This is a genomic window from Pseudomonas sp. AC112 (assembly GCF_979253545.1).
The window spans coordinates 3,100,922-3,112,868 of the sequence record NZ_CEEDCM010000001.1 but is presented as its reverse complement, the minus strand read 5'-3'; the positions used below and the strand labels follow the sequence as shown (position 1 = coordinate 3,112,868).

The 11,947-nt window shown below is 62.1% G+C and carries 10 protein-coding genes; 2 read left to right on the top strand and 8 right to left on the bottom strand.

Features of this window, described 5'->3' with window-relative positions:
* Positions 1-34: 34 nt before the first annotated feature.
* From AC0IYN_RS14470 to AC0IYN_RS14440, 7 genes are all read right to left on the bottom strand, one after another.
* A complete protein-coding gene (locus AC0IYN_RS14470) occupies positions 35-1,351 on the bottom strand; it encodes a TolC family outer membrane protein (RefSeq protein ID WP_458375949.1) in 1,317 nt (438 codons plus the stop codon).
* Positions 1,348-2,673 carry an HlyD family type I secretion periplasmic adaptor subunit gene (locus AC0IYN_RS14465; RefSeq protein WP_471841916.1) on the bottom strand — a complete coding sequence of 442 codons (1,326 nt, stop codon included), beginning with the start codon at positions 2,671-2,673 and terminating at the stop codon, positions 1,348-1,350. The genes AC0IYN_RS14470 and AC0IYN_RS14465 overlap by 4 nt, the downstream gene beginning before the upstream one ends.
* The gene (locus tag AC0IYN_RS14460) at positions 2,670-4,406 is read right to left on the bottom strand and encodes a type I secretion system permease/ATPase (protein ID WP_406599469.1); all 1,737 of its coding nucleotides are present in this window, start codon (positions 4,404-4,406) and stop codon (positions 2,670-2,672) included. Before AC0IYN_RS14460 ends, AC0IYN_RS14465 begins: the two co-directional genes overlap by 4 nt.
* 161 nt (positions 4,407-4,567) lie before the next feature.
* The gene (locus tag AC0IYN_RS14455) at positions 4,568-5,188 is read right to left on the bottom strand and encodes a heme acquisition protein HasA (RefSeq protein ID WP_123475707.1); all 621 of its coding nucleotides are present in this window, start codon (positions 5,186-5,188) and stop codon (positions 4,568-4,570) included.
* Positions 5,189-5,269: 81 nt separating this feature from the next.
* Entirely contained in the window at positions 5,270-7,927 is a 2,658-nt protein-coding gene (locus AC0IYN_RS14450; protein WP_471841913.1) for a TonB-dependent receptor, read from the bottom strand.
* A gap of 148 nt (positions 7,928-8,075) precedes the next feature.
* Complete coding sequence (locus AC0IYN_RS14445) at positions 8,076-9,074, bottom strand: FecR family protein (RefSeq protein WP_471841910.1); 999 nt, start codon at positions 9,072-9,074, stop codon at positions 8,076-8,078.
* A 63-nt stretch (positions 9,075-9,137) separates the two neighbouring features.
* Positions 9,138-9,659: an RNA polymerase sigma factor gene (locus tag AC0IYN_RS14440; protein ID WP_471841907.1), complete on the bottom strand. Its 522-nt coding sequence runs from the start codon at positions 9,657-9,659 to the stop codon at positions 9,138-9,140.
* 207 nt (positions 9,660-9,866) lie between these two features.
* On the opposite strand from AC0IYN_RS14440, the gene aroQ reads away from it, so the two are divergent.
* Entirely contained in the window at positions 9,867-10,316 is a 450-nt protein-coding gene (aroQ, locus tag AC0IYN_RS14435) for a type II 3-dehydroquinate dehydratase (RefSeq protein ID WP_406599473.1), read from the top strand.
* Positions 10,313-11,161 (top strand): shikimate dehydrogenase, encoded by an 849-nt coding sequence (locus tag AC0IYN_RS14430; RefSeq protein WP_078050287.1) that lies wholly within the window; start codon positions 10,313-10,315, stop codon positions 11,159-11,161. Before aroQ ends, AC0IYN_RS14430 begins: the two co-directional genes overlap by 4 nt.
* 84 nt (positions 11,162-11,245) lie before the next feature.
* Here AC0IYN_RS14430 and AC0IYN_RS14425 read toward each other — a convergent pair whose 3' ends face one another.
* Positions 11,246-11,887: a TetR/AcrR family transcriptional regulator gene (locus tag AC0IYN_RS14425; RefSeq protein WP_078050288.1), complete on the bottom strand. Its 642-nt coding sequence runs from the start codon at positions 11,885-11,887 to the stop codon at positions 11,246-11,248.
* Positions 11,888-11,947: the final 60 nt, after the last annotated feature.

The window sequence follows — 11,947 nt, the reverse complement described above, 5'->3', positions numbered from 1 at the left end:
ACAAAAAACCCGGCGAATGCCGGGTTGTAACCACTCATGCCGAGGGCTGGAAGTACCCCGCCAAGGCCCGCAAGTCCTGCTCGCTCAGCAACCCCGCGTAATACTTCAGCTGAATCCTCGCCAGCAGATACGCATGTCGCGCATTCGCCAAATCGCGGCGGGCGGTGAAGAGTTGTTGTTCTGCGTCGAGCACGTCGAGGTTGACCCGCTCACCGCCGGCCACACTCTTTTTCGTCGCAGCGACTAAAGCCGTGGCAGAGCTGACGGCCATTTCATAAGCACGCACTTTGGCCGCGCCGCTGGTGTTGAGGTTGAACTGCTTGCGCAACTCCACCAGCGTGGCCGAGGTTTGCGCGTCCAGCTCGTACTGGGCTTGGGACAGCTGGTTCGCCGCCTGCCGCGTGGAGGCCGATACGCCGCCACCGGCAAACAGCGGCAGGCTGACCTGGATGCCGACAGTGTTGGTGTCGTACTTCTGGTTGTAGCTGCTTTCCGAGTCGGAGTTGGTCTGGCGGCTGGTGGCGTACAGGCTGACCTTGGGCAAGTGACCAGCGCGTTTGCGCTCCACTTCATAGGAGGCCACGTCCAGGGCGTGGTGCTGGGATTTGAGTTCAGGGTTGTTGGCCATGGCCATCTCGCGCCAGGTTTCGAAACGATTGGGCTCCAGGGGCGCAATCTCGAATTGGCGCGTCAGCGGCGCCAGTTCTTCGATTTGCAGCGGTTGGCCGACGATGGCTTCCAGCTCGCGCAGGGCACTGTCCTGGGCGTCTTGCGATTCGATTTCTTCGGCCTGGGCCAGACTCAGGCGCGCCTGGGTTTCAAGCACATCGGTGCGCGTGCCTTCGCCGCCTTTGAGCAGGCGGTCATTGAGTTGCAGGCGCTCGGCATACGCGCGTTTCTGTGCACGGCTCAGCTCGATACGCTCCTGGGCCAGCAACGCCTGGCTGTAAGCATTGAGCACCCGCACCGCCAGTTCCTGGCTCTTGCCGCGAAAGCGCTCGTCGGCCATCAACGCCTGCGCGGTGCCCTGACGAAAACGCGCGTAGGCTTCGTAATCCAGCAGCGGTTGCTGCAACGTCAGGGTCGACGCATAACTGCGGTAATCACGGTCGCTTTTGACATCCCCCGCCGTCACTTCGGACTCGTTGCGCGAGTTGTTATAGCTCCACGACAAGTTCGGCAACAACGCGGCCCGACCGATCACACGGTTTTCTTCACCGCCTTCACGCTCCTGGATCGCGGCCTGAAACGTCGGATCATTGCGTAGGGCCAAGTCGTAGGCATCCAGCAAACCCAGGGCGTGCGCCGCCGAGGAACAACCGAAACACAGGGTCAACAACAGCGCCTTCATTCTTCCACCAGGGCCATATGGGTGCGATCCATCAGGGGTTTGAACAGGTAGTTGAGCATCGAGCGTTCCCCCGTCTTGACGAAGGTTTCCACCGGCATGCCCGGGCGGATCTGCACGCCGTCCAGTTGTTGCATGCCGGCCGCGCTGACCTGGGCACGCAGCGTGTAGTAAGGCTCGTCGGTGCGCTCATCGACCTGGCGGTCTGCCGAGACCAATGTCACCTCGCCGGCCACCCGGGGTGTGGTGGACTGGTTGAAGGCCGAGAACATCAGTTCCACCGGCAGACCGGGGTGCACCTTGTCGACCATCTGCACCGGCACCCGCGCCTCCACCAGCAAGGGCTCGCCCTGAGGCACGATGTCCATCAGCGCCTGGCCGGGCTTGATCACACCGCCTTCGGTGAACACGTCCAACCCCACCACCACGCCGCTTGCGGGCGCACGCACCCGGCTGTTGGCCAATTCGAACTCGGCCGATGCCAGGCGATTGCGCAGGTCATCGCTGCGGGTGCGGGTCTCGGCCAACTGGCCGCGCAGGTCTTTCTGGAAGTCTTCGCCGAGCTGGCGGATGCGCAGGCGCAGTTCCATCACCTGGCGTTGCAGTTGGCCGATGCGACCGTAGTCCTCGGCGATGGCGCCGTCGATCTGTGAGTACAGTCGCTCACTGTCGAGCAAGCGATTACGTGGAATGTAACCCTCGCGCGCCAACTCACGCAGCCCCTGCAGTTGCTCATTCAACGCCGCGCGCTGCTGGACTTTGCTTGCTTGCGAATCCCGCGTGCCCCGCAGTTGCGACTCGGCCCCGGCGATGGTTTCACGCAGGCCTTGTTGCTCGGTGGCCAAGGCCTGGGCGCGACTATTGAACAACTGCCGTTGCAGGCTCAGGGTGCCCGCCGCCTCCGGATCGTTGAGCAATTCGGGGCCGAAGGTGATCGCCGACAACCCTTCACTTTCGGCACTCAAGCGCGCCTCGCTGGCCAGGGACGCCAAGTACTGGCTGCGCAGGGACTGCATCTGCCCGCGCAACGGGGTTTCCTTCAAGCGCAACAACACCTGGCCCGCGCTAACCACGTCACCGTCGCGCACGTCGATACGCTCGACAATGCCCCCGGCCGGGTGTTGCACGGTCTTGCGATGGCCCGACACCATGACCTTGCCCGGCACTGCCACGCCCTTGTCCAACGGCGCCAACGCGGCCCAGCCGAGGAAGCCGGCAAAACCGCCGAGTACCAACAGCCAGCCCAGGCGCGAGTACTTTTTGTCATCCAGCGCCAGCACGTTGCTTGGTGTGTCGCTGACCAACACAGGTTTGCTCTGGTTCATGCCTGTTTTCCTTCACCGAGGCGGTAGCTCATGCTCATGGTCGATACCGGCTTGGGCGTTGCCGGTTTCTGCCGTGCCTCCAGCACACGCGCCGTCGGCCCGAAGGCCTGCAGCTGACCTTCCTTGAGGATCAGCAACTGGTCGGTCAGCGTCAGTACGTTGGGTTTGTGGGTGATCAGGATCACTGTTCGGCGCTGCTGCTTGAGCTGGGTGATCGCTTGGAGCAGAGCTTGCTCGCCGACTTCATCAAGGTTGGCGTTGGGCTCATCCAGCACGATCAGCGCGGGCAGGCGGTACAGCGCACGCGCCAGCGCGACGCGTTGTTTCTGGCCGCCGGACAGCCCGGCGCCGCCCTCTCCCAATTGCGTGTCGTAGCCTTGGGGCAGTTGCAGGATCAGCTCATGCACGCCGGCCATTTGTGCAGCCGCGAGGACTTTATCCGCATCGACCTCAGCAAACCGCGCGATGTTTTCCGCGATGCTGCCGGCGAATAGCTGGATGTCTTGAGGCAGATAGCCGATGTGCGGGCCCAATTGCTGCTTATCCCACAAGGCCAGATCGGCACCGTCCAGCCGCACCTTGCCGGCCAGGGGCGCCCAAGCGCCCACCAGTATCCGCGCCAAGGTGGATTTGCCGCAGCCCGACGGCCCGATCACGCCCAGGACTTCGCCGGCGGCCAGATTAAAGCCCAGATTGGCCAGCGCGGGCCGACGGCTGCCGGGGGCACAGGCGCTGATTTGTTCGACGCTCAGTTGGCCTTTGGGCACGGGCAGCGCCATGCGCTGCGGGCGCGCGGGATTCGCCGCCAGCATCTGCGACAACCGATCGAAGGCCAGGCGCGCCGAACCCCACTGTTTCCACACGCCGATCAACTGGTCGATGGGGCTCAGCACGCGGCCCATCAGGATCGAGCCGGCAATCATCATCCCCGGCGTGATTTCGCCCTGCACTGCCAGCAAGGCACCCAGGCCCAGTACCAGGGACTGCAACGCCAGGCGCACGCCCTTGGACCACGCGGTAACGGTGGCGGTCTTTTCACTCGCCAGGTTCTGCTGCGCCAAAAACGCCTGATGCTGGCCGAACCAACGCGCACGCAACGTGGCGAGCATGCCCATGGCCTCGATGGTGTCGGCATTACGCAGGTTGGCCGTGGCCTGCTGGCTGGCGCTGATGGACAGTTGGCTGGCCAAGGCCATCGGCGCCTGGCTGACGTGATGGTTGACCCACGCCAGCACGATCAATAGCAGCGCGCCGACCAGCGCCAACACACCGAGCCAGGGGTGGAACAGGAAAATCACCAGCAGGTACACCGGAAACCAAGGCGCATCGAAAAACGCGAACAACGCCTGGCCGGTGGCGAACTGGCGCAGCGTGGTCAGGTCATGCAGCGCCTGGCCCGCCGCCTGGGTGCCGCCCTTGAGTTGCGCTTCGAACGCGGCGTCGTACACCCGCTGGTTCAAGCGCATGTCCATCTGTGTGCCGAGGCGGATCACCACCTGGCTGCGCACCCATTCCAACGCGCCCATCAGGCCGAACAGGCCGAGGATCATCAGCGTCAGCATCAACAGGGTCATCTCATTGCCCGAGGCCAGCACCCGGTCGTACACCTGTAACATGTACAGCGCCGGGGCGAGCATCAGCAGGTTGATCACCGCCGAGAACAGGCCGATGTTGAAGAAGCCACTTTTATAGGCCGTGAGGGCGGCCAGGGTTTCGTTGCCGGCGTGGCGCATCTGGGGATTCTCATGGGGTTGAGCGGGCAGCGCCGCCGCGTTGACAGGCAAAGCGACGCTGCGCAGAATTCGGCACCGCCGTCGCTGAAGAGTTAGAAGGCTTGGCGACAGCGGTGTGTAAAACGGCGAATGGGAGAGCGATCTGCCATTCGCTTTTTTGCTTAAGCGGCCAGGGCGAAGTCCTGAGGCACATCTTGCACGCCCACCAGCGCCACATCGGACGCTGCGACCGCAGCCGAGTCCACATGGGCCACACCGGCAGCCGCCAGCTGGTCGAACGTCGAGTTGATCGACAGGCTTGGGTCGATGTCCTTGAGCAGGGAGTCGATCGCCGACGCCAGTGCCGAGCTGTCGCCGCTCATCAGGCCGTACACGATTTTGTGCACCTGGCCGTCACGGCCTTCGGATTGCAGGCTCGACAGGCCCAGGTTGGTGAAGCTGACTTCCTGCTCGGCGAGGCTGTAGGTACCGCCCGCCGCACCGCCCGTCAGGATAGTGCCCAGGTCCAGGGAGTCGATCGAACCCCACAAGGTGTGCGACGGCGGATTGAACAAGGTGTAATGCAGGTCACCGTTAGCAACCACTGCCGCGTTGCTGACAGTGCTCGACACACCGTATTGGGTGCCGTCGAACGGGCCAGGATTGAAACCACCAGTGTTCGAACCTTCTTTGACCGAACCCTCACGGTGGTTCAGGTCACCAAAGTAAGCCGACCAGTCGCTCAGGTACTGGGCAACGGTGTTAGTGGCGTAGGCCGTGCTGTATGAAATAGAAATGCTCATGCAAAACTCCAAGTCATGGGGTGGTATCTCCACAGCAAGCCACTGCCTGCTGTGGTTTTGCCCGTCACTGGGCAAAATCGGTCAGAACTGATATTCAACGGTGCCCTGCAAGGTGCGCCCACGCCCCAGGGTGAAGGCCAACACGTCGCCCAACGGCACCAGATAGGCGCGGTCGGTGACGTTTTCCATGGCCAGGCGCAGGGTCAACTGGTCGGTGGCGCGGTAGCTGCTGTAGAGGTCATAGACGGTGTAGGGCTTCCAGTCGGCCGGGTAAACGCCGGTTTGCGAGGTGGTCACACCCGCGCCGCCTTTGACGTAGTAACCGCCGCTGTAGCGAGCGCGAACGCCCACATCCAACTTACGCTCAAGGAAGCGCGCGCCCAGCGTCGCAGTGCCGCGGTCCATCGGCATGTGCTCGGAGGAGCCCAGGATCGCACTGCAGCTCTGCCCCGCATTGGCCACATCGTCGGGCACCATCGCAGTGACTGGCGCCCGGCTGCCGGGCCCTTTCTGGATCTTGGTCACACCGCCCAGCCACGCGGTCTTGCTGCAGAATTTATTGCTGCCGAGCATGCGCGTGTAGTTGAACTGGCCGTAGGCGAACCCGGCGTCGTAATCCAACTGGTATTCAAGGCCGCGAAAACGGGTGGTCTCCAGGTTATTCACATACGCCGCATTGCCGATATTGGCGATGCCATAACCTGGCGGCTGCACCCCCAGGGCCATATAGGAAAAGTCGTCCACGCGGGTGTTGAAGTAGGACACTTTCATGCCCACGCGGTCTTCGGAGAACAGCAGGTCCTCCCTGAACACATTGAAGCCAACCTCCCAGGACGTGGACGTCTCAGGCTTCAAGTAGGGGTTGGGGAAAATCGACTCGGAGCCCCCGCCATGGGGCCGACCGCTCACCAACGATTCGGTGACTGCCGGCGGGCGCCAGCCCTTGCCGTACGTGGCGAAGAGTTGCAGCCAATCCACACCGGGCTTGATCGACAGGCCGAAGGTCGGCGAAAAATGCCCCTCTTCCCGATCCACGTCATACGTCATGGGCAAGCCAACTTGCCGCGTGGTGCCAATGATGAACGTACGGGTGTTCAAACCGGTTTCGCCTCGCAGACGATAGCGGTCGTAGCGCAACCCGGCGTTGAGGTTCAGCCAATTGTCGTAGTCGTAGTCCAGGCGAGTGAACAGGCTGCCCATCGCCCGGTCGCCCCTGGGCGTGATGCTTTCCGCCGCCGAGGCCGTCACGGCCGAGTCGGCGGCCACCATTTGGTTGGAGTCCGGGCGGACCTTGTCGTAGAAAAACTCCAGGCCATAGTTGGCCTTGATCACGGACAGTTCGCTCAAGGCAAAGGTCGAAATATTCTGCGCCTGGAAACCATAGGTGTTGGTCTGGTAGGTGACGTCGTAGCCCTTGCTGCTGCCACGGGTCAGCGTGGTTTGATCATTGCGGGTATCGACGTAATACAGCTTGGCCTTGAAATCGATCAGCGGGTTGTCCGGCGTGTAGCTGTAGTCCAGCGCGAAGTTCTGTGCCGTGACATTGCTGCTGCCGAGCTTCTCCCAGAGCTGGGCTTTTTCGGCGGTCATCATGTTGACGTCGTCGTAGCCGACTTCGGTGGTCAGGTAGCTCAGTTGCAAACGCTGATCCACCGGCAAGTTGAGACCCAGCTTGAGCAGTCGCGAACGCATGACCGAACCGGTGTATTCCACAGTGGAATGCTTGATCCGGTCTTCACTGGCCGGCAGGAAGGAACTGCCGGTGCGCAGCTCGCCAATGCTGCCCTTGGTGCCGGGCTTATAGTCACCGAGGTGGCGCTCACTGGCCGCCACCAACATGTCCCACACGTCGGTGCCCACAGCAAACGCCGAGCTGCCGATAAAGTGCGTGCCGTTGCTGCGCCCGCCCAGCCCCGTAGTCAAGCGGATACGCCCGCCGATTTCCTTGCCGCCCTTGAGCAGGTCCGCCGCTTCCACGGTGCGAAAGTTGGCGACCCCGCCGATCACTCCCGCCCCGCCCATCGTCGAAGTGGCGCCCTTCTCGATCACCACTTCAGACAGCAACTCCGGGTCGACATACAGCGTGCCGTTGCGTTGCTGGTGGCCACTTTGCTGATAGTTCTGGCGCATGCCGTCCACCGACATGTTGACCCTGCCGTAGTCCTGGATGCCGCGAATATTCACCGACAAGCCAGGGTCTTGCTGGCTGACCGCCGAGTAGACGCCCGGTGCCTCCTCCAGCATTTCAGCGGCGTGCCGGGGCGGGTTTCGGTCCAACTGCTCGCGCCCGACCACACTCACCGAGCGGGGCGATGAATACACCCAATCGTTGGGGTGCAGGCCGGTGATCGTGGTGGTTCCCAGCGCCAAGGCGGCGCCGCTCTGCTCAACGCGGGTCAGGGTGACTTGGCGCTCGCCGTTGAAGCGGTACTCCACCGGTGCATTGCCCAACAAACGCGCCAAGCCTTCCTGCACGCTGTACTGCCCTTTCACCGCCGTACTTTGCAAGCCTTCCAGGCGCTGGCTGTCGAACAGCACTTGCAGGCCGGCCTGGTCGGCGAACGCCAGCACCGCACTGCCCAAGGATTGCGCAGGGATATCGATCATCAGCACGGCCGGTTGTGCAGCCTTCGCCTGAGGTTGCGCGGCGTACACCGGGGCCGCAGCGGCGAACAGGCCCAAGTGGATGGCCAGGGCTAACCGGCTAACGGTGATACGCCCCTTGTTGAGTGCTGACATTTCTGTTGTTCCCTGCGCTAAGCGTTTTTTGTTTATGCGAATGCTTCTCAACTAGCAAGACGTGCGAGGCGCGGGAAGTCAGTAAGGGTTTTTGAAAGTTTTTCAGGAAGGGGAATTTCAGGCGGTGGAAGCAGGTCCCACCGGGTCATCAATAGATCAGGCTGAGGCCAGCCAGGTCCAGGCGTTGCACCTGGAGTTCCTGGGTCAGTGTGGCAAGGGCGGTGTCGAGCATATCGAGGCGGAACACGCCGCTGACTTCACGCTCGCCCAATGCCGAGTCGGCCAGCACCACACGCCCGGGACGGTAGCGGTTGAGTTGCTCGATGACGCTGGCCAACGGCTGGCGATCAAAGATCAACACACCGCGCCGCCAACTGGTGGCGCGCGCAACATCGAGTTGGTCCAAGAGGACGATGCCTTGCTGAGGGCTGTAGCGTACGGCCAGGCCTTCCTGGACCACCCTGTCGGACGGCCCCTTTTTCGGCGTTGCGCTCAGGGACACCTCAACACTGTGTTCCAGCACGCCGACCCACGCTTGGCTGTCGTCTTCACGCTCCACCACAAACCGCGTGCCCAGCGCGCGGGTCTGCCCGCCTGCGCTCTGCACCACGAATGGCCGGGTTTCCTCGCCCACCCTCGGCGCCACATCAAAGATCGCCGAGCCCTGGAGCAGGCTGATACGGCGTTGCACACCGTCGTAGTCCAGGCGGATGGCACTGTCGGAGTCCAACTCCACCTTGCTGCCATCGGCCAGGTGCACGGTGCGCACCTCGCCTTTCTGGGTGATGTAGTCGGCTTGCATCCGCAGCACCATGTCCGGCCCGCGCACCCAGCCAATACCCGCCACCACCACGACCAGCGCGACGGCGGCCGCACGCTGCCATGGCCGGCGCCGCGTGGAACGGCGCACGGGTGGCGTCGCCGCTGGCGGGCGCTGACGGTGCACCGGTTCGTCCCCGTACACGTCACCCAATGCCGCCCAGGTCTGCTCGGCAAAGCGCAATGCCGCTTCATGGCGGCTGTCGCAGGCGATCCAATGCTGCAGCTCGGCCTGCTCCTGTTCGGTCAGGGCACCGGCGTGCAAGCGCACCGCCCACTCGGCGGCCGCCTCGGTAATGCTGTGCTGTTGCGGACCCTGGCTATTCACGTGTGAATCTCGAATTTTTCGTTATATAACGCTGTGACGTCTGACCTGGTGAATTTCGGTAACTCATTCGTCGGATGGCGCCACCTCGCCTTCCTGCAGGCGCCGCATCACGTAGGCCAACGCCTTGGCCAGGTGCTTTTGCACCGAGCTGTCAGAAATGTCCAGGTGCCGGGCGACCTGGGCGTGGGTCATGCCTTCGATGCGGTTGAGACGGAAAATCTGCTGGGTGCGTTCCGGCAACTCCGCCAGTGCCTGCTTCAATGCCTGTCGCTGTTGCTGCGCCATTGCCTGAGCCTCCAACCCGGCCACTTCATCTTCAATCTCGGCCAGCGCCTCATGGGGCACGGAGTCTGTCTTGCGCCGCGCTTCCTGGCGAATATGGTCGATCAGCAGATTGCTCGCCGTTCGATAGAGATAGCCCTGGGAGTTGTCGATGCGCTCGCCGGCCGGTTTTTCCGCCAGGCGCAGGAAACTCTCCTGCACCAGGTCTGCGGCCAACTGCGGGTCCCGCACCTTGCGCGCCAGATACCCGCGCAAGGTATCGGCGTGCTTGAGAAACAGGCCTTTGAGATCCACGTCCGACAAACCGACTCCCTGGAATGTTAAGGAAACAGGCGGGCATCTTAAGCGTTGTCGAGAATGATTTTCAATTGATATCTAATCTGATCCGCCTGTGCGAAAGGCCTGATTAACAGTTCGGTAATCGAACACATCCGCCGCCATCAATTGACCAAATTAACCAACCAGTACATTTTATCCACACAACTAACAAGAACTGTGGAGATCCACCCTATGCCGCCCATCGTGCTGGTGCTCAACGGCCCCAACCTCAACCTGCTCGGCACCCGCGAGCCCGCCACCTACGGCCATGAAACCCTCGCCGATGTCGCCGCCCTGTGTGGACGAAGCGCCGAACAGCTCGGTTTGAACATCGAATTTCGCCAGACCAACCACGAAGGCGAATTGCTCGACTGGATCCACGGCGCCCGTGCCCGCTGCGCTGGCATTGTGATCAACCCCGCGGCCTGGACCCACACCTCGGTGGCGATTCGCGACGCGCTGGTGGCCAGTGAAGTCCCGGTGATCGAAGTGCATCTCTCCAATGTGCATGCCCGCGAAGCCTTCCGGCATCACTCGTTTGTGTCGCCCATCGCCAAGGCGGTGCTCGCAGGGTTCGGCAGCCATGGTTACCACTTGGCCCTGGAACATTTCAGCCAGTTGCTCAAAGGGTCGTCCCGATGAAACCGCGCATCCTCGCCGGCCTGATCGGCGCCGGTATCCAGGCTTCCCGTACACCTGACCTGCATGAACAGGAAGGTGATGCCCAGGGCCTGCGCTACTTGTATCGCCTGATCGACCTCGAACCGCTGCGCCTGGACATCAATGCCCTGCCCGACCTGTTGGACGCCGCCGAACTCATGCACTTCACCGGACTGAACATTACCTACCCGTGCAAACAGGCAATCCTGCCGTTGCTCGATGAATTGTCCGACGAGGCTCGCGGCATTGGCGCGGTCAACACGGTGGTGTTCAAGGACGGCAAACGCATCGGCCACAACACCGATTGCCTGGGGTTCGCCGAAGGCTTTCGGCGCAACTTGAATGACGTCGCCCGCGAGCGTGTGGTGCAGATGGGTGCCGGCGGTGCCGGCGCGGCGGTGGCCCATGCGCTGCTGGCGGAAGGTGTGCAGCACTTGAGTATTTTCGACGTGGACGCCAGCCGCGCCCGCGACCTTGTGGATAACCTAGCGCTGCGTTTCGGCGCTGGTCGGGCCCAGGTGGGCCAGCACCTGGAAAACGCGATGGCCGAGGCCGATGGCTTGGTCAATACCACGCCGATGGGCATGGCCAAACTGCCAGGCACGCCGGTGCCTGCAGCGTTATTGCGGGCGCAATTGTGGGTGGCGGAGATCGTGTATTTCCCGCTGGAAACCGAACTGCTGCGCGACGCCCGCGCCTTGGGTTGCCGCACCCTGGATGGCGGCAACATGGCGGTATTCCAGGCGGTAAAGGCGTTTGAGTTGTTCAGCGGGGAAGTGCCGGATGCGCAGCGTATGTTGGCGCATTTCCAGGCCATGAATACCTAACTGCCGAAACCGGATCAAAAAATGTGGGAGCGGGCTTGCTCGCTCCCACATTGATTGCATTTCAGTTTTGAGAACCGCGCTTACTCAAGCCTGCAAGTAACGCATCACCGACTCGCAAATCATGTCCCGATGCCGCTGTTTAACCGCCTCATCCGACAGATCGATCTGAAAAATCTCACTGAATGTATGGCGGTTGGACACGCGGTAAAAGCTGAACGAGTTGATCAGCAGGTGCACGTCCAACGGCTCCAGCCCTTCCCGGAACAAGCCCAGCTCGGCACCACGGCGCAAGGTTTCGCCCAGCCCTTCAAGGATCTTGCTGTTCATCGCCTTGATGGTGTCGGTGCGCTTCACATATTCGGCATTGTGGATATTTTCGATGCTGACGATGCGCACGAAATCCACGTTCTGGTCATGGTGATCAAAGGTGAATTCCACCAGCCGGCGGATCGCCTCGCGCGGTTCCAGCGCCGTGAGGTTCATGCGCGTTTCGGTGTTGCGGATGTCGCCGTAGAGTTTCTCCAGGACCTCGACGTACAACTGCTCTTTACTGCCGAAGTAGTAATAGATCATGCGTTTGGAGGTGTGGATACGCTCGGCGATCGCGTCCACGCGAGCGCCGGAAAGGCCCTGCTGGACAAACTCGACGATGGCTTCCTGGAGTATGTTCTCGCGGGTCTTTTCCGGATTGTTCTTACGACTCTTGCGGGGTGCCTCGGAGGTCATGGTGCGCTCACGGCCAGTGTTATGCAGGCCGTGATTATGGGCCGCGACGCTCGCCGAAGG

Coding starts and splice junctions, on each gene's coding strand:
- AC0IYN_RS14430 (WP_078050287.1), top strand. CDS start 10,313: ATGAAACCGCGCATCCTCGCCGGCCTGATCGGCGCCGGTATCCAGGCT.
- aroQ (WP_406599473.1), top strand. CDS start 9,867: ATGCCGCCCATCGTGCTGGTGCTCAACGGCCCCAACCTCAACCTGCTC.
- AC0IYN_RS14450 (WP_471841913.1), bottom strand. CDS start 7,927: ATGTCAGCACTCAACAAGGGGCGTATCACCGTTAGCCGGTTAGCCCTG.
- AC0IYN_RS14460 (WP_406599469.1), bottom strand. CDS start 4,406: ATGCGCCACGCCGGCAACGAAACCCTGGCCGCCCTCACGGCCTATAAA.
- AC0IYN_RS14425 (WP_078050288.1), bottom strand. CDS start 11,887: ATGACCTCCGAGGCACCCCGCAAGAGTCGTAAGAACAATCCGGAAAAG.
- AC0IYN_RS14465 (WP_471841916.1), bottom strand. CDS start 2,673: ATGAACCAGAGCAAACCTGTGTTGGTCAGCGACACACCAAGCAACGTG.
- AC0IYN_RS14455 (WP_123475707.1), bottom strand. CDS start 5,188: ATGAGCATTTCTATTTCATACAGCACGGCCTACGCCACTAACACCGTT.
- AC0IYN_RS14470 (WP_458375949.1), bottom strand. CDS start 1,351: ATGAAGGCGCTGTTGTTGACCCTGTGTTTCGGTTGTTCCTCGGCGGCG.